Source organism: Micromonospora sp. WMMD998 (assembly GCF_029581235.1).
Taxonomy (GTDB): Bacteria; Actinomycetota; Actinomycetes; order Mycobacteriales; family Micromonosporaceae; genus Micromonospora.
In genome coordinates, this window is sequence record NZ_CP120740.1 from 5,112,796 (window position 1) to 5,134,596 (window position 21,801).

The 21,801-nt window shown below is 72.6% G+C and carries 20 protein-coding genes; 8 read left to right on the plus strand and 12 right to left on the minus strand.

Translation table 11 applies throughout. The features are described from left to right. Positions 1-59 precede the first annotated feature (59 nt). Entirely contained in the window at positions 60-1,553 is a 1,494-nt protein-coding gene (locus O7619_RS23020) for a GH1 family beta-glucosidase (RefSeq protein WP_282283375.1), read from the plus strand. A 41-nt stretch (positions 1,554-1,594) separates the two neighbouring features. Here O7619_RS23020 and O7619_RS23025 read toward each other — a convergent pair whose 3' ends face one another. The 4 genes from O7619_RS23025 to wrbA all read right to left on the minus strand — a co-directional run bounded on the left by O7619_RS23025 (position 1,595) and on the right by wrbA (position 6,762). Beyond that, positions 1,595-2,008 carry a roadblock/LC7 domain-containing protein gene (locus O7619_RS23025; protein WP_348774333.1) on the minus strand — a complete coding sequence of 138 codons (414 nt, stop codon included), beginning with the start codon at positions 2,006-2,008 and terminating at the stop codon, positions 1,595-1,597. A gap of 5 nt (positions 2,009-2,013) precedes the next feature. After that, complete coding sequence (locus O7619_RS23030) at positions 2,014-4,641, minus strand: nitrate- and nitrite sensing domain-containing protein (RefSeq protein WP_282283377.1); 2,628 nt, start codon at positions 4,639-4,641, stop codon at positions 2,014-2,016. Between the two features lie 62 nt (positions 4,642-4,703). Next, positions 4,704-6,086, minus strand: a complete 1,383-nt coding sequence (locus tag O7619_RS23035; protein ID WP_282283378.1) for an FGGY family carbohydrate kinase — start codon at positions 6,084-6,086, stop codon at positions 4,704-4,706. A 58-nt stretch (positions 6,087-6,144) separates the two neighbouring features. Continuing rightward, positions 6,145-6,762 (minus strand): NAD(P)H:quinone oxidoreductase, encoded by a 618-nt coding sequence (gene wrbA, locus O7619_RS23040; RefSeq protein ID WP_282283379.1) that lies wholly within the window; start codon positions 6,760-6,762, stop codon positions 6,145-6,147. Between the two features lie 298 nt (positions 6,763-7,060). Between wrbA and O7619_RS23045 the strand changes: the two genes are divergently transcribed. Beyond that, positions 7,061-8,164, plus strand: coding sequence for a winged helix DNA-binding domain-containing protein (locus O7619_RS23045; RefSeq protein ID WP_282283380.1), 1,104 nt, complete (start codon positions 7,061-7,063; stop codon positions 8,162-8,164). Between the two features lie 51 nt (positions 8,165-8,215). Here O7619_RS23045 and ugpC read toward each other — a convergent pair whose 3' ends face one another. From ugpC to O7619_RS23065, 4 genes are read right to left on the minus strand one after another with little or no spacing between them, the layout of a single operon-like run. Next, positions 8,216-9,424, minus strand: coding sequence for a sn-glycerol-3-phosphate ABC transporter ATP-binding protein UgpC (ugpC, locus tag O7619_RS23050; RefSeq protein ID WP_282283381.1), 1,209 nt, complete (start codon positions 9,422-9,424; stop codon positions 8,216-8,218). Between the two features lie 9 nt (positions 9,425-9,433). Further along, positions 9,434-10,270, minus strand: coding sequence for a carbohydrate ABC transporter permease (locus O7619_RS23055; RefSeq protein WP_282283382.1), 837 nt, complete (start codon positions 10,268-10,270; stop codon positions 9,434-9,436). A 1-nt stretch (position 10,271) separates the two neighbouring features. Continuing rightward, positions 10,272-11,267 (minus strand): sugar ABC transporter permease, encoded by a 996-nt coding sequence (locus O7619_RS23060; protein WP_282283383.1) that lies wholly within the window; start codon positions 11,265-11,267, stop codon positions 10,272-10,274. Continuing rightward, on the minus strand, positions 11,264-12,547 hold the full coding sequence (locus O7619_RS23065) for an ABC transporter substrate-binding protein (RefSeq protein ID WP_282283384.1): 1,284 nt from the start codon (positions 12,545-12,547) through the stop codon (positions 11,264-11,266). Before O7619_RS23065 ends, O7619_RS23060 begins: the two co-directional genes overlap by 4 nt. 205 nt (positions 12,548-12,752) lie before the next feature. On the opposite strand from O7619_RS23065, the gene O7619_RS23070 reads away from it, so the two are divergent. From O7619_RS23070 to O7619_RS23090, 5 genes are all read left to right on the plus strand, one after another. Beyond that, the gene (locus O7619_RS23070; RefSeq protein ID WP_282283385.1) at positions 12,753-13,331 is read left to right on the plus strand and encodes a DsbA family protein; all 579 of its coding nucleotides are present in this window, start codon (positions 12,753-12,755) and stop codon (positions 13,329-13,331) included. Positions 13,332-13,397: 66 nt separating this feature from the next. Next, positions 13,398-13,547 carry a hypothetical protein gene (locus O7619_RS23075; RefSeq protein WP_282283386.1) on the plus strand — a complete coding sequence of 50 codons (150 nt, stop codon included), beginning with the start codon at positions 13,398-13,400 and terminating at the stop codon, positions 13,545-13,547. After that, positions 13,544-13,831 (plus strand): ribbon-helix-helix protein, CopG family, encoded by a 288-nt coding sequence (locus tag O7619_RS23080; RefSeq protein ID WP_282283387.1) that lies wholly within the window; start codon positions 13,544-13,546, stop codon positions 13,829-13,831. The genes O7619_RS23075 and O7619_RS23080 overlap by 4 nt, the downstream gene beginning before the upstream one ends. A gap of 206 nt (positions 13,832-14,037) precedes the next feature. Further along, positions 14,038-14,469, plus strand: a complete 432-nt coding sequence (locus O7619_RS23085; RefSeq protein ID WP_282283388.1) for a hypothetical protein — start codon at positions 14,038-14,040, stop codon at positions 14,467-14,469. Between the two features lie 47 nt (positions 14,470-14,516). Continuing rightward, on the plus strand, positions 14,517-14,792 hold the full coding sequence (locus O7619_RS23090) for a hypothetical protein (protein ID WP_281587756.1): 276 nt from the start codon (positions 14,517-14,519) through the stop codon (positions 14,790-14,792). A 22-nt stretch (positions 14,793-14,814) separates the two neighbouring features. Here O7619_RS23090 and O7619_RS23095 read toward each other — a convergent pair whose 3' ends face one another. The 3 genes from O7619_RS23095 to O7619_RS23105 all read right to left on the minus strand — a co-directional run bounded on the left by O7619_RS23095 (position 14,815) and on the right by O7619_RS23105 (position 17,362). Beyond that, positions 14,815-15,501: a hypothetical protein gene (locus O7619_RS23095; RefSeq protein WP_282283389.1), complete on the minus strand. Its 687-nt coding sequence runs from the start codon at positions 15,499-15,501 to the stop codon at positions 14,815-14,817. 369 nt (positions 15,502-15,870) lie between these two features. After that, on the minus strand, positions 15,871-16,656 hold the full coding sequence (locus tag O7619_RS23100; protein ID WP_282283390.1) for a DUF4184 family protein: 786 nt from the start codon (positions 16,654-16,656) through the stop codon (positions 15,871-15,873). A 22-nt stretch (positions 16,657-16,678) separates the two neighbouring features. Further along, positions 16,679-17,362 (minus strand): HAD family hydrolase, encoded by a 684-nt coding sequence (locus O7619_RS23105; RefSeq protein WP_282283391.1) that lies wholly within the window; start codon positions 17,360-17,362, stop codon positions 16,679-16,681. Between the two features lie 234 nt (positions 17,363-17,596). Between O7619_RS23105 and O7619_RS23110 the strand changes: the two genes are divergently transcribed. After that, on the plus strand, positions 17,597-18,928 hold the full coding sequence (locus O7619_RS23110) for a hypothetical protein (RefSeq protein WP_282283392.1): 1,332 nt from the start codon (positions 17,597-17,599) through the stop codon (positions 18,926-18,928). A gap of 152 nt (positions 18,929-19,080) precedes the next feature. On the opposite strand, the gene O7619_RS23115 is transcribed toward O7619_RS23110, so the two are convergent. Further along, positions 19,081-21,783: a glucosidase gene (locus O7619_RS23115; protein ID WP_282283393.1), complete on the minus strand. Its 2,703-nt coding sequence runs from the start codon at positions 21,781-21,783 to the stop codon at positions 19,081-19,083. Positions 21,784-21,801 lie beyond the last annotated feature (18 nt).

Here is a 21,801-nt window from a genome sequence, read left to right on the forward strand (position 1 = left end):
GGCCTATGCTGGGAGCGCTCCCGGCCCTCGGGCGGCCCGTCACTCCGAGGAGAGACCTCATGTCGTTACTCACCCGACGGCGCCTGCTCCGCCGCGCCGCCCTGTCCGCGACCGCCGCCGGCGCGGTCCGGACCGGGCTCGTCGGCGCCACCGCGGCCGGGATCGCGGCCTCCGCCACCGCCCTCGGCGGCTGCGACTCGTCGCCCGAGCGCCGCACCGACCAGGAGTCGGACGCGGGACTGCGTTTTCCGCCCGACTTCGGCTGGGGCGCGGCGACCTCGGCGTACCAGATCGAGGGGGCCGCCAAGGAGGACGGGCGGGGTGAGTCCGTCTGGGACACCTTCAGCCACACCCCGGGGCGCACCCGCAACGGCGACACCGGCGACGTCGCGGCCGACCACTACCACCGCTACGCCGAAGACCTCGACCTGATGCGCGAGCTGGGGCTGCGCAGCTACCGGTTCTCCATCGCCTGGCCCCGGATCCAGGCCGACGGCTCGGGCCGCCCGAACCAGCGCGGCCTGGACTTCTACCGCCGGCTGGTGGACGGCCTGCACGAGCGGGGCATCGCGCCGATGGCCACCCTGTTCCACTGGGATCTCCCCCAGGCCCTCCAGGACGACGGCGGCTGGGAGAACCGCGACACCGCCGAACGTTTCGCCGACTACGCCGACGTCGTGTTCCGCGCCCTCGGCGACCAGGTGCCGGTGTGGCTGACCATCAACGAGCCGAAGACCGTGGTGCAGAACGGGTACATCTGGGGACACCACGCGCCCGGCCACCAGGACGAGGCGGCGGCCTATCTGGTGGCCCACCACCTTCAGCTCGGCCACGGCCTCGCCGTGCAGGCGCTGCGCGCCTCGGGGGTGTCCGGACGCATCGGCCCGGCGCTCAACCTGCACCCCTGCTATCCCGCCGACGACACCGCCGAGGCCGCCACCGCGACCCGCCTCTACGACGGCTACGAGAACCGCCTCTATCTCGACTCCATCTTCAAGGGCGCGTACCCGCAGGACGTGCTGGCCGACCTGGGCCCGGACAGCCGGATGGTCCGTGCCGTCCGAGACGGCGACCTGAAGATCATCTCCAGTCCGGTGGACCTGCTCGCGGTGCAGTACTACACCCCGATCTACGTCACCGGCGGCGGCAGCACGGTCCAAAAGCTGCCCACCACCGAGGCGGAGTGGCAGCAGATCTACCCGGAGGGCATGTACGACGTCCTGACCCGGGTCACCCGCGACTACGGCCCGGTGCCGATCACCGTCACCGAGAACGGCCTGCCCTGCCCGGACGTCCCCGGACCGGACGGCACCATCGACGACGCCGGCCGGGTCTCGTTCCTGCGCGACCACTTCGCCGCCGCGCACCGCGCGATCCGCGACGGGGTGCCGCTGAAGAGCTACCACGTCTGGTCCCTGCTCGACAACTTCGAGTGGGACCAGGGTTTCGAGCAGCGCTGGGGCCTGGTCTACGTGGACTACCGGAGCCAGCGACGGGTGTTCAAGCGCAGCGCCCACTGGTACCGCGACGTGATCCACCGCAACGGGCTCTGAGGGTCGGCCCCGGCCGGCGACACCGCCGGCCGGGCACCCGCTCAGCGCGGCAGCGCCTGTTGCAGTTCGGCCCGCAGCGCCGGGGTGAGCATTTCGCCGGCCTGCTTGGCCAGCCGCGCCATCTCGTAGCCGACCACGCCGATGTCGGCGTCCGCGGCGGCGAGCGTGGCCAGGATCGAGCCGTCCCGGATCTGCATGACCAGGAAGTAACCCCGACCCATCTCGACCACGGTCTGCTTGACGATGTCGCCGTCGAACATCTGGGCCGCGCCCGCGGTGATGCTCATCAGGCCCGAGGTGACCGCGGCCAGCTTGTCGGCGTGGTCGCGGGGCAGGTGTGCGGAGATCGCCACCAGCAGCCCGTCGGAGGACACCACCACGGCGTGCGCCACACCGGGAACCCGCTCGGCGAACCCATTCACCAGCCAGCTCAGGTCCCGTGCTTCCTGGCTCAACGTCGTCACTGTCGTTCCCCTTCGTCGCGCGGCAGGTACATCACGGTGGTCTCCTCGGTCTCGGCCCGCCGCACGCCGCCGTAGAAGCGGGAGAGCATGCCGCCGACCGCCTCCGGGTCCGGTTCGTGCCGCACCACCGCCCGGTGCGGCCGGTCCGCCGGCGAGACGGCGGCGAGCTGGGCCATCGGCACGCGCACCGGCAGGCCGCGTTCGTTCGTCCCGCCGGTCACCGGCGTCCGTGCCGGCGGGGGCGTCACACCGAGCACCGACGACGTGGGCCCCTGCCGGGAGAACCAGCCGCCACCGGCGGACGGGCCGGCGACCGGGGCGAGCACGTGCTCGGCCCGACCGGCCGCCGGTCGGGGACGCGGAACGGCGCCGGGCGCACCGGCGGGCACGGTCGGGCCGGTCGGCGCGGCCTCCGTCGCGTCGCCGAGCGGCCGGCCGGTCAGTGGCGACACCGGCAGCGCCGGCGTCATCTGCGGCGGGGCCGGCTGCGGCCGGGCCGGGTGCCGGCCGGCCACCGGCAGCTCGGCGGTGGCCACGCCGAGCCCCCGGGACCCCGCGGCCACCCGGTCGGGCAGCGTCCGCGCCGGCATCGCCGGGTCCAGGTCCGGCGCGAACGCCTCCGCCAGCAGGCCGGACGGGATCCGGACCCGGGTGACCAGGCCCTCCCGGCCGGGACGTAACTGCACCCACACCCCGTGCCGGGCGCCCAGGTGGCTCACCACGAACAGGCCCATCCGCTCGGAGACGCCCACGTCGGCCGCCGGCGGCTCGGCCAGCACCGCGTTCGCCTCGGCGAGCGCGGCCGGGCCCATGCCGATCCCCTGGTCGATGATCTCCACCAGCGCACCCGGACCGTCCGCCCGGACCACCACCCGCACCGCCGTCTCCGGGCGGGAGAAGGTGGTGGCGTTCTCCAGCAGCTCCGCGAACAGGTGCACCAGGTCGCCCACGGCGTGCCCCACCACGTGCAGGTCGGCGCGGCTCTCGTGGCGTATCCGCTGATATTGCTCGATCTCCGCGCTGGCCGCGAGCAGCACCGCGCCCAGCCCCACCGGGCGGTTCCACCGCCGGGTGGACTCGGTGCCGGCGAGCACCAGCAGGCTCTCGTCGTTACGGCGCATCCGGGCCGCGAGGTGGTCCAGCTTGAACAGGTTCTCCAACTGGTCCGGGTCGCTCTCCTCGCGTTCCAGGTCGTCGAGAAGCTCCAACTGCCGCTCGACGAGCACCTGGCTGCGCCGGGCCAGGTTGACGAACATGGCGTTGACGTTCTGGCGCATCGTCGCCTGCTCGACCGCGACGCCGACGGCGCTGCGGTGCACCGCCACGAACGCCTCCGCCAGCTCGCCGATCTCGTCCTGCGAATTGATCACCGCCGGGGGTACGGCGATCGTGCCCACCGGCCGGTCCACCGCGCGCAGCCGCTCCAGCGTCATCGGCAACTCCACCTGCGCGATGCGCAGCGCCTGGCCGCGCAGTTGGCGCATGGCGCGGGCCACCGACCGGCCCACCAGCAGCGAGATGAGCACCGCCACCAGGAGCACCGTCACGATGCCGCCGGCCACCAGCAGCGTCTCGCGCAACTGCCGGGCGCTCGCGTCGTCGGCCCGGCCCACCGCGTCGTCGACGATCTCGCCCTCGATCTGGCCGAACAGCGCCTGCCGCTGCTCGGTGGCCGCCCACCACTGCGGCGCGGACGGCAGCACCGGCTTCGCGTCGCCGACCGGCAGGGCCCGCTCCTCCAACCGGGTGGCCGCGACGAACGCCGGGTCCACCGACGTCCGGTCGTAGCGGCGGACCTGCTCGTCGGTGGCCGCCACCCGGAACGCGCCGAGCGCGGTGAGCTGCTGGGCCCGCAGGTCGCTCAGGGTCACCTGGTTGTCCGAGGTGTACCGGCCGGAGCGGGCGACGGCGTAGAGCTCGCCGCGGATCCGCGAGGACAGCTCCTTGACCCGGGCCAACTGCACGTACCGCAGCACCGCCTCGGTCAGCTCCTGCCGGCCGCCGCCGGGCGACGGCTCGGCGAGGAGGCTGATCAGCGCCGCGACGGAGCGGTGGTAGTTGCTGAGGATGGTGTCGCTGGAGAGCAACACGGCTGGCACCGCCGCCCGGATGCCCACCACCTGGTCGTACGCCTCCAGCGCCTCGGAGTAGGAGATCCGCCAGGCGGCGTCGGCGTCGGCCAGCGGCGCGGCAGCGGTCCGTAGCTCGTCCACCGCCCGGTCGGTGGCCTCCTGGAACGGCCGTAGCGCGACCACCGCGGCATCCCGGTCGGCGCGCGCGCCGGCCCGGCGCAGCGCGGCCAACTCGCCGGCGGAGCGGTCCCGCTCCTGCTGGAGCCGGTCGATCACGGTGGTGACCTGGCGACCGATGCCGACCTGCCCGGCGAAGTCGCTCAATGTGGTGGTCCTACCCACCAGACTCCGGGTCTGCACGCCGGCCAGAACCAGGAACGCCAGCGTCGGGATCACCAGCACGGTGGCCAGTTTGGTCCCCATCCGCCAGTCCCGCAGCCGGAACCCCGAGCGCCGCCGGTGCGGCGCCGGGGCCGCGCCGCGGGCCGGGTCGGGACCTGCGCCCACACTCGCCTCCTCGGTCCGCTCCACCACGTCGGGGAGCGGCTCCATCCAACCAGGCCAGCGGGCGGTGTCAACGGCCGCCCGGACGGCATGAGCAGGACGGTCAGCGTTTACCCGTCCGCCGCGGCGTCCTCGTCGGTGCGGCCGACGCCGCCGATGTCGGCCGCCTCCGGCACCCGGCCGAGCGCCACCAGAGCGGCCCCGGTCGCCCCGATCTCCGGGTTCCGTTGCCACCGCACCGTACGCGGGACGAGCGCGTCGGCGAAGGCCGCGCGCCACCACGGCGAGGCGGCCAGCGCCCCGCCGCCGAGCACCACCTCCATCGGGTCGCCGACGCCGGCTTCGAGCAGCGCCAGGTCGTCGGCGACGAGCCGGCACAGCCCGTCCATCAGCCCGGCCAGGATGTCGACCCCGGTGGTGCCGAAGCCCAACCCGCGCAGCTCGCCCGAGCCGGCCGGGGCGATGCCCGGGGGCCGGTCGCCACCGAAGCGGGGATCGGCCCGCACCGACCGGGAGGCGCTCGCCCGGCGCAGCGCGGCCTCCAGCTCCGCGTCCTTCGGCAGCCGCAACTCGCGGGCGGCCCACGCGAACAGGTTCCCGCCGTTGGAATACGCCGCCCCGGTGACCACGTGGTCGTGGTCGACCCGATAGCGCCAGAGCTGGTGGGGCAGCGGCGGCAACTCCGCGCCGGCCGGAACCGCCTGGATCACACGGACCGCGGCGGAGGTGCCGACGGTGATCGCGGCCCGGGACTCGTCGACGCAGCCGGAGCCCACGTTCGACGCGGCCCCGTCGCCGACCGGCGCCGCCCACCGCGCGTCGGCGAGCGCCGGCCAGCGCCGGGCGTGTTCGGCGTTCAGCCGGCCGTGCCAGCCCTCCGGCGCCAGCGGCGGCAGCCGCCGCAGGGACAGACCGGCAAGCGCCAACGCCTCCGCGTCCCAGTCGAGGCGACGCAGGTCGAGCAGCCCGGTGCCGGAGGCCAGCGACGCCGACATCGGCGCGTCGTCGAGCAGCGCGCCGAGGACGTACTCGGCCAGGCCGACGAAGCGGGCCGCCGCGTCGCCGCCGCGCTCCCGCATCCAGGGCAGCCGCACCGACCAGTAGCAGCGGTGCCACCAGGTGCCGGTCCGCCGGTGGTAGTCGTCCGGGTCGGCCGGGCCGACCGCGCCGGTGGGCGGCGCCGCCCGGGTGTCCAGCCAGGTCAGCACCGGGCCGGACGGGGTGCCGTCGGGGGCCAGCGGCAGCACCGAGTGCCACTGCCCGGACGTCGCCACCAGCCCGACCTGCCGCAGGTGCCCGCCGGCGGCCAACTCGTCCAGGCACTCCACCAGGCATGCCAGGTAGCCGGGGCCGTCAAGCGTCCCGGTGCCGTCGTCGCCGGTGAGCAGGCGCACCTTCCGCCGGGCCAGCGCACCCGGGCGCGGCACCGCGTCCGCGTCCAGCACCAGCGCGCGTACCGAGGAGGTGCCCAGGTCCAGAGCGAGAATGTCCATCGCCGGTCAACCTACCCGGCGTGGGCGGCGGCCCTGATCGGCTTCCGCGCCGGCCGCGTCAGCCGACCATGCCCCGCTTGAGCGCCGCGCCCGTCAGCACCGCCCGCTTCGCGGTCAGCGCGGTGGCGGCCAACGCGACGTGGTCCGGGGCGATCTCGCCGTTGTTGCTCGTGTGCGACGCGCCGTACGGGTTGCCGGCGACGAACTGGCTGGGGTCGGTGTAGCCGGGGGTCACCACGATGCCGCCCCAGTGGTAGAAGACCGTGTACAGCGACAGCAGCGTGGCCTCCTGGCCGCCGTGCGAGGTCGCGGTCGAGGTGAATCCGGTGTAGACCTTGTCGGCCAGCAGACCGTTGGCCCACAGCGGGCCGGTGGTGTCGATGAACTGCTTGAGCTGCGCGGCGATCATGCCGTACCGGGTGGGCGATCCCATCATCACGACGTCGGCCCAGGACAGGTCGTCCGGTTCGGCCTCCATCACGTCCTGCGTCTCCAACCGGTGCGCCTGCCAGCCCGAGTTGGAGCGGATCGCCTCGTCGGGCGCCAGCTCACGCACCTTGCGCAGGCGGACCTCGGCGCCGGCCTCCCCCGCCGCCTCGACCGCCGACTGCGCCATCTGGTAGGTGATACCGGTCGCGCTGTAGTAGATCACCGCGACCTTGACCTGGCCATCCATCAGACGTTCTCCTCCTCGAATCGGGGCAGGCTCCGGCGACTACCCGTTAGTTGCCGGCACAAACGCCGCTCAAGATTTGCGCAAGTTCGGCCGGCAACCGCTCGCCCGACCGCGCGCACCGAGGATCCTGTTCACACCGGCGCCGGCCGATCGCCGCCGCCCCTGCGCCGGGAACCTGAACGGGGGATCGCGCTCCGTCGGCATCGGCGCCGGCGTAGCGCGATCAGGGGTCGCTCCCGCCCGGCACTGTCGGCGTCCGGCCCTATGCTGACCGTCCAGCCGCTGACGGGAGGCCGCCGTGACCGTACGCCTCGATCGTGCAGAGGCCCTCGCGCTCCGCATGACCAGCCTGCTGCTGCGTCCGCACCCGGCCGCCCGGCCGCGGAGCGTGTCCGACGTGGTGGAGTGGTTCGGCGCCATGCAGTCGCAGGACGCGGCAAGCGGGCTGTGGTCGCTCGGCGTACGCCTGCCCGGCCGCACCCGGGGCGACGTCCACGCGGCGCTGGAACGACGCGAGGCGCTGCGGACCTGGCCGATGCGGGGCACGGTGCACCTGGTGCCGCCGCGGGACGCGCACTGGATGCTCGCCGTGACCGGGGTCCGCGCGCTGGGCGGGTTGGCCGCCAGGTGGCGGCAGCTCGGGCTCACCCTCACCGACGGTGACCGCGCCGGTGACGTGCTCGGCGCGGCGCTGAGCGGCGGCGGTCGGCTCACCCGCGCCGAGTGCCTGGCCGCGCTGCGGGCCGCCGGGCTGGACACCGCCGGCCAGCGCGGCTACCACCTGCTCTGGTACGCCAGCCAGCGCGGCATCACCTGCATCGCCCCGCAGGTGCGCAACGAGCAGACGTTCGCGCTGCTCGACGAATGGGTGCCCGACCCGCACCGCCCGGAGCGCGACGAGGCCCTGGCGATCCTGGCCCACCGCTACGTGCGCGGCCACGGGCCGGTGACCCGGCACGAGCTGGCCCGGTGGAGCGGGCTGACCGTCACCGACGCGAGCCGGGCCCTCACCCTGGCCGGTGACCTGCTCGCCCCGGTCGAGGTCGACGACGAGCCGGCGCTCGTCGACGCCGCGCTGCTCGACGCGCCCCGTGCCCCCGTCGACGACCTGCACATGCTGCCCGGCTTCGACGAATACCTGCTGGGCTTCAAGGACCGTTCGCTGATGCTCGACCCGGCGCACGCCGCCGCCGTGGTGCCCGGCAACAACGGGATGTTCCAGGCCACGGTGGTGCGCGGCGGCCGGGTGGTCGGCACCTGGAAGCGGACGCTCACGGCGAAGGCGGTGACGGTGACCGTGCGGCAGCTCGTGCCGTTCGACGCCGGGCTGCGCGCCCGGGTCGACGCGGCGCTGGCCGGTTACGCCCGCTTCCTCGGGCTGGAGCTGCGTCACTCCTGGTGACACGGTGGGGCCGGCGGCCGTCCGGCCACCGGCCCCGTCGTGCGGCTGCGCTCAGTCGGCGAGCGCGCCGGCCGACCGCCCCTCGTGCAGGGTCAGGTTGCGGCCACTGCCCGGGTCGAACAGGTGGATCTTCTCCAGGTTGAACCACACCCGGCGCGACTCGCCCTCCCGCGCCGGCGACTCCGCCGACAGCCGGGTGACCAGGCTGGACCCGCCACCGGCGAAGTCGGCGGCCCCCGCGTCGGCGGCCAACTCCTCCAACTCGGCGGCGGTGGCCCGCTCCCCCTCGACGGTGAAGTAGACGTACTTGTCCGAGCCCATCGACTCGACGATGTCGACAGGCGCCTCGAACTCCACGCCCCGGCGACGGGTGTCGTCGTCGATGAGCGCGGCGTCCTCGAAGTGCTCCGGGCGGACGCCGAGAATCAGCTCGCGCGGCGCGTCGCCGGCCTCCAACTCGCGGCGGATCCGCTCGCCGATCGGCACGTCGCCCAGCGCGGTCCGCAGCTTCCCCTCCTCCACCTTGGCATGCAGGAAGTTCATCGACGGCGAGCCGATGAACCCGGCGACGAAGAGGTTGCGCGGGTGGTCGTACAGCTCCTGCGGCGGGCCGACCTGCTGCACCGCGCCGCCGCGCATGATGACCACCCGGTCGCCGAGCGTCATCGCCTCGGTCTGGTCGTGGGTGACGTAGACGGTGGTGGTGCCGAGCTGCTTCTGCAACCGGGACACCACCGTGCGCATCTGCACCCGCAGCTTGGCGTCCAGGTTGGACAGCGGCTCGTCCATCAGGAACGCCTTGGGCTGGCGGACGATCGCCCGCCCCATCGCCACCCGCTGCCGCTGGCCGCCGGACAGGTTGGCCGGCTTGCGGTCCAGCAGCGCGGTCAGCTCCAGCACCTTGGCGGCCTCGTCCACCTTCTGGTTGATGGTTTCCTTGTCCATCTTCGCCAGCCGCAGCGGGAAGGCCATGTTCTCCCGCACCGTCATGTTCGGATAGAGCGCGTACGACTGGAAGACCATGGCGATGTCCCGGTCCCGGGGCGCCTTGTCGTTGACCCGCTCCCCCGCGATACGCAGCTCACCGGCGCTGATGTCCTCCAGCCCGGCGATCATGTTGAGGGTGGTGGACTTCCCGCAGCCCGACGGGCCGACGAGGATGACGAACTCACCGTCGGCGATCTCCAGGTCGACGTCCTGCACGGCGGTGGTCCCGTCCGGGAACCGCTTGCTCACCTTGTCCAGCACGATGTCAGCCACTGTTACCACCTATCCCTTGACTGCGCCGGAGGTCAGGCCGGAGACGATGCGGCGCTGGAAGAAGAGCACGAACAGGATGATCGGTACGGTGATCACCACCGCGGCGGCGCAGATCGCCCCGGTCGGGTCCTCGAACTGCGACTCGCCGGTGAAGAACTGCAACGCCACCGGGACCGTGCGGGAGCGCTCGGTCGAGGTGAGCGTGATCGCGAACAGGAAGTCGTTCCAGCAGAAGATGAAGACCAGGATGGCCGTGGTGAACACGCCCGGCGCGGCCAGCGGGGCGATCACCCGCCGGAACGCCTGGCCCTGGGTCGCGCCGTCCATCTTCGCGGCCTTCTCCAGGTCCCACGGGATCTGCTTGAAGAACGCCGACAGCGTGTAGATGGCCAACGGCAGCGCGAACGTGATGTACGGCAGGATCAGGCCCGGCCAGGTGTCGAAGAGGCCGAGCTGCCGCTCGATCTCGAACAGCGGCGACACCAGCGACACCTGGGGAAACATCGCGATCAGCAGGGAGACCCCGACCAGCAGCTTCTTACCCGGGAAGTCCAGCCGGGAGATCGCGTACGCGGCCATCGTGCCGAGCACCACCGCGATCGCGGTGGCGATCAGCGCGATGCCGATCGAGTTGATCAGGGCCCGGACGAACTGGTCGGTGTCGAAGATCGTCCGGTAGTTGTCGAGCGTCCACTCCCGCGGCCAGAACTTGCCGTCGGTGAGCGTGGCCGGGGTCTTGAACGACAGCGAGGCGATCCAGAGCACCGGGACGAGGGCGAAGACGACGACCACGACGTCCAACACGCCCCAGCGCAGCCTCGCCCGTGTGGTGGTTTCCACGGCCATGTCAGCGCCTCTCCCCATCGTCGCTGCCGGGGGCAGCGGTGCCGAACAGCTTCACGAAGACGAAGGCGATGATCGCCACGGTGATGAAGATGAGCACCGACATCGTGGAGCCGATGCCGAGGTTCAAGCCCCGGATCAGGTTGTTGTAGGCGAGCATCGACACCGACGAGGTCTCGTTGCCGCCGTTGGTGAGCACGAAGATGTTGTCGAAGACCCGGAACGCGTCGAGCGTGCGGAACAGCAGCGCGACCAGGATCGCCGGCTTCATCACCGGCAGCATCACCTTGGTGAACCGCTGCCACGCCGTCGCCCCGTCGGTGGAGGCCGCCTTGAGCAGGTCCTCCGGCACCAGCGCCAGCCCGGCCATCAGCAGCAACGCCATGAACGGGGTGGTCTTCCAGATCTCCGCCAGCATGATGATCGCCAGCGAGCTGGCCCGTTCGGTGAGCGGCGCGCTGCCGTCGAACAGGTTCGCCAGATAGCCGGTGCCGGGCGTCCAGGCGTACCGCCAGGAGAACGCCGCGACCACGGTGACGATGCCGTACGGAATCAGCGCCGCGGTGCGCACGATGCCCCGGCCGACGAGCGTCCGGTGCATGATCAGCGCCAGGCCCATGCCGAGCACCAGCTCGACCGCGACGGTCACCACCGTGATCAGTACGGTCACCCCGAACGCGGTCCACCAGAACTGGTTGCTCAGCACGGTGACGTAGTTGTCCAGCCCGACGAACCGCCGCTCGTCGGGGAAGCGCAGGTCGAACCGTTGCAGCGAGAGCCAGATCGAATACAGGATCGGGTACGCGGTGACCAGCACCATGACCAGCGCGGCGGGCGCGCACAGCAGCCAGCCGAGGCGGCGCTCGGCGCGCTTGTTGTCGCTCAGCGGGGCGCCGGAGCCACGGCGGGCCCGTTGGGCGGGGACCGCGGCGTGCCGGCCGGTCGACTCCTCGGCCTCGGCGGCGGACTCCGCGCCGGCCGGAGTGGCGTTCACGCTCACGGCAACACCCCCTTCGACTCCAGCGCGTCGGCGATCGCCTTGCGCAGCTCGTCCGCGGTCTTCTCGGGGTCGATCCCCGACGGCGGCGACAGGATCGCCGACATCACCGTGGAGATGCTCTGGTAGGCGGGGGTCAGCGGACGCACCGCCGGCTCCTTCAGCTCCTCCAGGATGGTTTCCTTCATCGGGTACGCCTCGGTCATCTCCGGGTCGTCGAAGACCGACTCGATGGTCGGCGGCACGCCGTCGTTGACCGCGGAGAACTTCTGGTGCTCCGCGTCGCGCAGGCACCGGGCCGCCTCGAACGCCTCCCTCGGGTGCTTCGAGTAGGTGCTCACCGCCAGGTTGATCCCGCCGATGGTGACCTTGCTCGGGGTGTTCGCGTCGATGCCGGGCACCCGCGCCCACTTGACGTCCTTGGCCAACTCCGGGCTGGCCTCCTGCATCGCCGGGTAGACGAACGGCCAGTTCACCTGGAACGCGCCGCCGCCGGACTGGAACTCCAGCCGCACCGGGTCCTCGACCGCGTTGCTGAACGACGGCGACGTCACGCCCGACGTGGCGAACGTCTTGAGCTGTTCCAGCGCGCGCACGGTGCCGGCGTCCATCACCGCCTTCTTGCCGTCGTCGCTGAGGATCCTGCCGCCGGCGCTCTCGGCCAGCGTGTTGTAGAGCACCACCAGGCCCTCGTACTGGGCGCCCATGGTGAGCACCCGGTAGGGCTTGTCCTGCTCCTTCAGCCGCTGGGCCGCCGAGATCATCTCGTCCCAGGTCTTCGGCGGCTCGGACACCAGGTCGGCGCGGTACCACAGCAGTTGCACGTTGGTGTGCTTCGGCGCGGCATAGAGCTTGTCCTCGTACCGGGCGGTGTCCAGCGGGCCGGGGAGCGTCCCCTGCTCCGCCTCGGCCTTGTCCTGCCCGGTCCACTCCCGGATCCACTCGGCGCTGGCGAACTCCTGGGTCCAGGTCACGTCCAGGCCGAGCACGTCCATGCCGGAGTCCTGCGCGGCGAGCCGCCGCACCATCTGCACCCGCTGCTCGTCGGCCTGACGCGGCAGCACCCGGTAGCTGATCCGGTACCGCCCCTGGGCCTGCGTGTTGCAGTCGTCGACCACCTTCTGCAGGTTCTGCTCGGGCGGGTAGTACAGGTTGATCGTCGGCGGGCCACCGTCGCCGCCGGACCCGCAGGCGGCCAGCGGCGCCACGAGCGCGAGCGCCGCGACTGCCGCCGCCGCGCGTACCGCCGGCCGGCGCGCGGCCGTGTCGGGGACTGTCGTCATCACCCTCCCCCTCTCTTCGGCGAGAGCCGGGGAGATCACCCGCGCCCCGGCGCACGGCGAGACGGCGAGGCACCGGCCCGTGCGCCCGACGCCTCGGGCGTTTCGTGCGGCTGAACGTGCCCGACCCGCCACGACGCGAAACATCACGGTCACGTGACGGTCACGCCGCCCTGCGCGCCGGCGCGACCGCGCCTAGGTTGGGGCGATGGACGCCACCTTCTTCTTCGACCCCGTCTGCCCCTGGACCTGGCGCACCTCCCGCTGGCTCGTCGCGGTCGCGCAGGCGCGCGGGCTGCGCGTGCAGTGGCGGGCGTTCAGCCTGGCCATCCTCAACGACGGTCAGGTCTCCCCGGAGTTCGCCGAGCCGATGGCCGCCTCCCACCGCGTGCTGCGGCTGGTGGAGGCGCTGCGCGCGCAGGGCCGGCACGACGACGCGGGCCGCCTCTACACCGAGGTGGGGGCGCGCAGCCACGACGCCGGCAACCCGCTCGGCGACACGATCGTCGCGGCGGCGGTGGAGGCGGCCGGGCTGGCGGACGCGGCGCCGGCGCTCGACGACGAACGCTGGGACGCCGCGGTGCACGAGTCGCACGCCCTGGCGTACGGCTCGGCCGGACCGGACATCGGCTCGCCGGTGCTGATGGTGCCGGACGCCTCCCGGGGCATCCACGGCCCGATCATCACCGAGGTCCCCGGCACCGAGGACGCGCTGACGATCTGGGACTCGATGCTGCCGCTGATGCGCCTGGACACCTTCCACGAACTCAAGCGCGCCCGCCGCTGACGACTGGCGTTTTACGCGGTCGAGGCGCTCTACTCACCGCAACGAATCGAGAACCACATCGGTACCTTGCTGCTGGCCGTGGCCGGCTTGGCGGACACCGCCCGAGTGATCATGGTTCTCTGCGAGCGGATCGGAAAGGTCAACAGCTACGGGATCCTCGCCGTGCGGTTGGCCACCCCCGATGAAGTCAAGCAGTGGATGGAGGGAACGCGATGAGCGCTGACCGTGATCCGCGGATGATGAGCCGCGAGGAGTTGGTGGCCTATTTCGACCGGGGCGGCGACATCTCCGTGCTGCTGCGGGACGCGACCCGCGGGCCCGACCTCGGGCCGGCGCCCGCGCCGGAGACCGTGCCGATGGTGGTGACCGGCGTCAGGCTTCCCTCGACGATCGTCCGGCGGCTCGACGAACTTGCCGGCAACGACAAGGGTGGCCGTTCCGGCCTGATCCGCAGGGCGATCGACGAGTACCTGGCCCGGCACGCCGGAGAGGCGGCGTGAGCGTCGTCCCATCAGGTGAACAGTGAGACTACCCAGCGTCAACGGACTGGACTAGCGTTTCCCTCACTCCGTGGCCAGCGCGTCGCCGCCGATGTCGATACGCCGCCGGCTGTCCCCCACAGCCCGCTCGATCGGTTGGTTCTCCCCGGAACCTCCGCCTGCGCGCGTACCGGTTGGGCAGGATTCTCCCCAGAGGAGGTGCCGTCGTGCAGGATACCCGCGTTCTCACCCTGACGTTCGAGGTGAGCGGCCTGCCCCCGGTCAAGACCGAGGCCCTGTCCATCTTCGCCGCCGGGCACCGGCAGGCGACGAGGGTCCGCACCCTGCTCCAGGCCGCCTGCACGGCGGCCCAGCGCACCGGGTGGACCCCGCTCGCCGGGCCGGTCGAGGTGGACCTGACCCTGCGGTGCCCGCCCGGGCACCGCACCTCCGACGCCAGCACCCTGCTCGGCGGCGTCTGCGCGGTGCTCCAGGACAAGAAGCGGGTGGCGAACATCGGCCTCGCCCACCTCGGGGTGCTCGTCGACGTCGCCCTCTGGTCCGACGACCGGCAGATCCGCCGGCTGTCGTACGCGGAGGAACCGGCGGAGGAATTCTCGTACCTGGTCCGGGTGGCGGCCGTACCCACGATGGTTTGACCGACGTTCGCGGTGGGGTACCGCGCACGCCGACGAAGGGAGCGCCGATGTCGGAGCCACATGTCACGCTCGATCCGAGCGGGCTCGATCCGGTGCAGCAGAAGCTGCGCGGCCCGCTTGAGGATCAGCTGACCTCGGCCCTGCAGGCGGCCACCGAGCGGGTGCGCGCCAGCTATGCGGGCGAGCCCGTGGAGGACGTCTGCCGTCGGCTGCTCGACGAGACCCGCTCCGGCCTGCACCCGGACATCGCCGCCGGGTTCACGCCGGACATGGACGAGTTCTGCCGGGTGGCGGTGGCGATCGTCCGCGGCGAGGTCAACTGAGTTCGCCCGCACCGGGCGGCGGTCAATCCCGTCGGACGTCGACGGAGACGACGTGGGCGCCGTCCGGGCGGGTGGACTCGGCCAACCGCACCGGCAGCAGCTCGCCCTCCGGCACCCGCAGGCCGAGCCCGAAGCTCAGGTGTCCCTCGAAATCGCCGGCGGCGGCCCAGCCGAGCAGGGTCGGATAGTCGATGACCGCCGGCGGTACGCGGGCGGTCCCGCCGCCACGCGCGTCGTGCGCCTGCGCCGGGGAGAACCGCACCGACAGGAACGCCGTGCCGGGCAGCTCGACGGGCGCGCCCCGCCCCTCGGTCACCACCCGCGCCACGTATCCGACCCGGTAGGACGGGGTGGGCCCGCGGAAGGCGAAGGTGATCCGGCTGAACCCCTCCGCCGGGTGGTCCCCGGTCTCCACCGCCACCAGGACCGGCAGCGGCTGCCCCGGGGTGACCGGCACCCGCACCGGATGCGTCACCCGGGCGGGCCGGTCGGGCACCGCCCAGCCCCAGGTCACCCGCCAGGACGCGGCGGGCGCGGCGACGCCGGTCGGCACCGGCGGGGCGGTGGCGGAGGGCGGCGCGCCGGTCGTCGTGACCGCGGCGGCGGGCGCCGAGGTCGCGGGCGGCGCGCCGTCGTGGCCGGTCGTCGTGCAGGCCGCCGCGAGCAGCACGACCAGGCCGGCGAGCAGCGGTACGCGCGGAAGTGCCATGCCTCAGTGTCACTCCGTGACGACCGGTGCACCAGAGGGTCACGCCCGGCGTTGGCCGGACGGGGCAGGACCGGGTCCGCAACTCCCCGGCCCTGCCCCCGGCCGTCCGACGTGGTATCGGCCTGCGCCGTGGGGACGCGGCGGGCGGGGCACGCCGCCCACGCCGGACCCGCACGGCGAGCCGGTCTGCCCGCACTCAGCTCCACGGTGCTGTCACCACCGGACTCCGGTGCGCCCCCGACTCACCCCGACGAGGCGTGGACGCCGGCCCACATTAAGCGGGTCCGCGCAGGTCGGACAAGCGTCGGCCGGCAGCACGCGACTGTGATTGATGTCTATGCCGAAAGGCGGCATGTCGACGTAACAGGGTCAACAGATCGGGCGCTGTTCGTGATCGGGACGGTGGTCCCGGTCGGCCTCCCGGGGCGGCGCGGACCGGGCCGCGGCGGCGCCGGCGATGAGCGCCAACGCGCCGAGGTGCAGCACGCGCACGCCGGCGGGCGCGGGGACGGTGGCCGACGGCAACCCCGGCAGCAGCAGCGCGCCGAGGCCGGTGACCGCCAGCGTCACCCGCCAGAACACGAGCGGGTTCGCCGCCGGGGCGGGCGGGCGGGGCCCGTCGAAGACCGCGCCACGCCGGGCCGCGCCCAGCGCCAGGGCGAGCACCAGCAGCCCGCCGCCGAGACTGGCGAACACGTCCGCGAACTGCCACCAGTACAGCCCGGTCAGGGCGTGGAAGTCGGCGATGCCGAGCAGCCGCGGCAGGCGTTCGCTGTGGCTGACCCGGTCCCAACCGACGTGGCTGAACGCGCCGATCAGCGCCGAGCAGACGGTGACCTGCCACGGGTGCCGCACCCTGGCCAGCGCGGCGTACTGCGGCCAGCCGAACAGCCGCGGCGCGGGCAGGTGCACGGCGATGCCGGCGACCACCCGACGGACCACCCAGGCGTACCCGAGCGCCACCGGCAGGCACCACCAGAGCAACCCGCCGAGCGTGTGTGTGCGCATCCCGGGCTCGAAGCGGGTGCCGTGGAACAGGTAGCCGACGTCCGGCGCCACCGCGCCGGTGGCCAGTGCCACCCCGTCGAACCAGTGCGGTCGCCACCGCTTCAGCGGCAGCACCGGCGCCAGATGCGAAGGAAAGGTGAGCGGCACATTCCGGACGTTACCGGCCGGCTCAGAAGTGCCGGAGCAGGTCGGGAAACGCGGCGAGCCGGATCACGCCCTCGTCGGACGGGTCCAGCTCCTCGTGCTCCAGCACCCAGGTGTTCTCGTTGGGGATGAAGACCGCGTTCATCCCGGCGGCCCGGGCCGGCAGGATGTCCGAACGCGGAGAGTTGCCGATCATCCAAGCGTCGGCCGGGTCGAAGGCGTGCTCGCGGGCCAGCCAGCGGTAGGTGTCCGCGTCCTTCTCCGGCACGATGTGCGCCGCGTGGAAGTGGTGCAGCAGCCCGCAGGCGTCGAGCTTGCGCTGCTGCTCCTCACGCTCACCCTTGGTGAGCAACAGCAGGTCGTGGCGGGTGCCGAGGTCGTCGAGCGTCTCCGCGACCCCCGGCATCAACTCGACCTGGTGCCCGACCAACGCGGCTGCGAGTCCCTCGATGTCGGCGCGTTCGGCCTCGGTGGCGGGACGCTCGCGCAGCTTCTCCAGGCACTCGCCCAGACTGCGCAGGAAGATCTTGCTGCCGTAGCCGTGCGCCACGGCGTTGGCCCGCTCGACGTCGTCGAGGACGGCCCGGATCTGCGCCCGGTCCAGCGTCGGATGGTCGAGCCAGGTGAGGAAGTCCTCGATCACCCGCTCGAAGAGGACGTTGTTCTCCCAGAGCGTGTCGTCGGCGTCGAAGACCAGAACGGATCGCATCGCACTCCTCCCAGAACCCCGCACACCCTATGTGTAAGGCGGGGGCCCCGCTTAACGCATTTGGTAGAGGAACGGCACCCGCTTACCGCGAGGTTGTTAAGCGGGGCCCCCGCCTAACCGCCGGACGGACCGCACGGGCACGGACCGCACGGACCGCACGGACCGGCCGGTCGGCGGGCGGAAAGAGGCGGCTACCCGACTGCGGAATTCCTACTCGATCAGCATGCTTTGGCCATGACTCCCGCACCCGCCCCACCCTCTGCGAAGCGGGCCCGGCACCGGAGGCACGCGGCCATCGCCGTGGCCGCCGCGCTCGCCACCACCGCCGGCGCGTTCTCCGCGTCCCCGGCTCTCGCCGTCAACGCCACGCACGCCACTGTGGTCAGCACGAAGCCCGTGGCCTGGACCCCGCACGCCCTCGACGGCACGGTCTACCGGATCCTCCAGATCGGCAACCGGGTCTACGTCGGCGGCTCGTTCACCAAGGTACGCAACGCGAACAGCACCGCGCAGCTCGCGATGCCCCGCCTGGTGGCGTTCGACGCCACCACCGGCCGGATCGACACCACGTTCAAGCCCGCGGTCAACGGCACGGTGAAGGCGCTCGCCGCCGCCGCCGACGGCCGCTCGATCTACCTCGGCGGCGCGTTCACCACGGTCAACGGCGTCGCCGCGCCCCGGGTGGCCCGGATCGACGCGGCCACCGGCGCCCGCGTCGCCGGGTTCGCCCCCGCGGCGCTCAACAACCAGGTGAACGACATGCGGCTGGTCGGCACGCGGTTGCTCGTGGGCGGGGCGTTCCAGACCGTCGGCGGGGTGACCCGCCGCGCCCTGGCCGCCCTGGACGCGACCACCGGCGCCGCCGACACGTCGGTGAACCTGCGTCTGGAAGGCCCCCGGGTCACCGCCACCGGGGTCACCGCCCCGGTCAAGATCGAGGCGCTGGACGTCTCGGCCGACGGCCGGCGGCTGGTCTTCGTGGGCAACTTCAGCTCGGTCGCCGGGCAGGTCCGGCACCAGCTCGCGGTGGCGGACCTGAGCGGCGCGGGCGCCGCCCTGTCCGGCTGGTCGACGACCCGCTACCAGCCGCAGTGCGCCCGGACCATGCCCACCTACATGCGCGGGGTGGACATCTCCGCGGACGGCGCCTGGTTCGTGGTCGTCACCACCGGCGCGGCGTTCCCGGGGACGCTGTGCGACACGGCGTCCCGCTTCGATTTCGGCACCGAGACCGCCGGCAAGCAGCCGACCTGGGCGAACTACACCGGCGGCGACACCCTGCTCTCGGTGGCGGTCACCGGGGCGGCGGTGTACGTGGGCGGTCACCAGCGCTGGCTGGACAACCCGCTGGGCCGGGACTCGGCCGGCGCGGGTGCGGTGTCCCGACCCGGCATCGGCGCGATCCACCCGACCACCGGCAAGGCGTTGGCCTGGAACCCGACCAAGGACCGCGGGGTCGGCACCGGCGAGCTGTACGCCACCGACCGGGGTCTGTGGGTCGGCAGCGACACCGTGACGGTGGCCGGCGAATATCACGCCCGGCTGGCGTTCCTGCCGCTGGCCTGACCGGCACGGGGCACGGCGGCAACCCGCCGTGCCCCGCGACCGGGCGGCAGGACTCCACGACCAGGCGGCAGGACTCCACGACCGGCGGCGGAACTCCACGACCGGCGGCAGGACTCCGCGACCGGCAGCGGGACCAAACGACCGGCGGTGGGTCAGCGGCGCCGGGTGAGGATCAGATCGGCGACCAGGGCCGTCCACCCGGTCTGGTGCCAGGCGCCCAGCCCGGCGCCGTTGTCGCCGTGGAAATACTCCGGGAAGCAGATCAGGTCCCGCCAGTCCGGATGGGTCTGGAACAGTTGCGCGGCGCCGTAGATCGGCCGCCGTCCCCACCCGTCCCGGGTGAACAGCGAGATCAGCCGGGCGGAGAGGTCGTCGGCGATCTCGTCCAGGGTGCGCTTGACCCCGGAGCGGGTCGGATACTCGACCTGGAGGTCGTCGCCGAAGAACGCGGCGTGGTCGCGCAACGCGCTGATCAGCAGGAAGTTCGTCGGCATCCAGATCGGACCGCGCCAGTTGGAGTTGCCGCCGAACAGGCCGCTCGTCGACTCGGCCGGCTCGTAGCCGACGCTGAACTCCTGCCCGCCGAACGTGACCGTGAACGGCTTGTCCAGGTGGGCGCGGGACAGTGTCCGCAGGCCGTACTCGGAGAGGAACTCGTCGGGGTCGAGCATCCGGGCCAGCAGCCGCACCACCTGCTCCGGGCCGACCATGGACAGCAGCCGCTGCTGGCGGCCGTCGGGGCCGAGCCGCCGGGCGCCGATCACGTCGGCGTACTCGGGGCGGTTGGTGAGGAACCAGCGCAGCCGGGCCCCCAGCTCCGGCAGGCGGCGCAGCGTCCGCGCGGTGAGGCGGGTGACCGCCGCCAGCGGCAGCAGCCCGACCACCGAGCGGACCTTCAACGGCACCTTCGTGCCGTCGGCCAGCCGCAGCACGTCGTAGAAGAAGGCGTCGTCGGCGTCCCACAACCCCTGGGAGTACGCCGCCGCGGCGATGTACGCGAAGTGCTCGAAGAACTTCGTCGCGGTGTCCACGTAGGCGTGGTCGTGCTCGGCCAGCACGACGGCCATGTCGAGCATGTTCAACGCGTACATGGCCATCCAGCCGGTGCCGTCGGACTGCTCCAACGTCCCGGCCACCGGCAGCGCCGCCGAGCGGTCGAACGGGCCGACGTTGTCCAGCCCGAGGAAACCGCCCTCGAAGACGTTGTTGCCGCCGGTGTCCTTGCGGTTGACCCACCAGGTGAAGTTGAGCAGCAGCTTGTGCATCACGCGGGCGAGGAACTCGTGGTCCCGGCCGCCGTCGATCTCGAAGACCTTCAACGCGGCCCAGGCGTGCACCGGCGGGTTCACGTCCCCGAACGCCCACTCGTACGCCGGGATCTGCCCGTTCGGGTGCAGGTACCACTCGCGGAGCAGGAGCAGCAGTTGCTCCTTGGCGAACCCCGGATCGACCCGGGCGATGGTCACGCAGTGGAAGGCCAGGTCCCAGGCGGCGTACCAGGGATATTCCCACGGGTCCGGCATGGAGAACACGTCGAAGCTGGTCATGTGCCACCAGGCGCTGTTGCGCCCGTGCCGGCGCCCGGCCGGCGGCGGCGCCGAGCCGGGATCGCCCTCCAGCCAGCGTTTGACGTCGAAGTGGTAGAACTGCTTGCCCCACATCAGCCCGGCGATCGCCTGGCGGGCGACCATCGCCTCGTCGGCGGTGGCCGCGTCCGGGATGACGCTGTCGAAGAACCGGTTCGCCTCGGCGCGGCGGGCCCAGAGCACGGTGTCGAACCCGTCCCCGAGGTCGGCCGGCGGGGGCGCGACGGCGGCCGGCGGCGGCGCGGTGCGGGTCAGCCGCAGCCGGATCTGCCGCCGTCCGCCGGCCGGCACGTCGAGCACGTAGTGCAGCGCGCCCTTGGTGCCGACGCGGTCCGGGTTGACGGTGTCGGCGCCAGCCACCACGTGGTCGTTGATCCCGTCCTTCGGGTACGCGGACCGGCCGGGCAGCCCCCACAGCCGTTCCGCGTTGGTCTCGTTGTCGCACAGCAGCGGCGTCGGGTCGCCGTCGCCCTCCAGCAGCAGTTGACCGAGCACCCAGTGGTCACCGACCAGCCGGGAGCCCGCGCCGTGGATCGTCGGGACCCGGTCGGCGCCGGGCAGCCCCCACGCCCAGGTGTTGCGGAACCACAGTGTGGGCAGCACGTGCAGGGTGGCGTCCCGGTCGCCCTGGTTCGCGACGGTGACGAGCAGGCACATGTCGGTCGGGGACGCCTTGGCGTAGTCGACGGTCACCGCCCAGTAGCGGTCGTCGTCGAAGATGCCGGTGTCCACCAGCTCGTACTCGGTGTCGTCCCGGCCGCGCAGCGCGTTGACCGCGACGAGTTCGTCGTACGGGAAGGATGCCTGCGGGTAGTGGTAGCGCCAGCGCATCCACGAGTGCGTGGGGGTGCTGTCGAGATACCACCAGTATTCCTTGGCGTCCTCGCCGTGGTTGCCGCCGTCGCCGCCGAGGCCGAACATGCGTTCCTTGAGGATCGGGTCCCGCCCGTTCCACAGCGCCAGCGCGAAGCAGAACGTCTGCCGGTCGTCGCAGACGCCCGCCATGCCGTCGTCGTTCCACCGGTAGGCTCGGGACCGCGCGTGATCGTGGGGGAAGTAGTCCCACGCCGTGCCGTGTTCGCTGTAGTCCTCCCGTACCGTCCCCCACGCCCGCTCGGACAGATAGGGGCCCCATGCGCGCCAGTCCTGCTCCCCGGCATCGGCCTGGGCGAGCCGGTGCCGCTCGGGGTCGGGGGCCGCGGAGGTCGGGTGGTCGGTGATCACCGGAACATCTTCGACGCCGCCGGGGTACATCTCCACAGCGGCCATTGTCGTCGTGGCATGTCA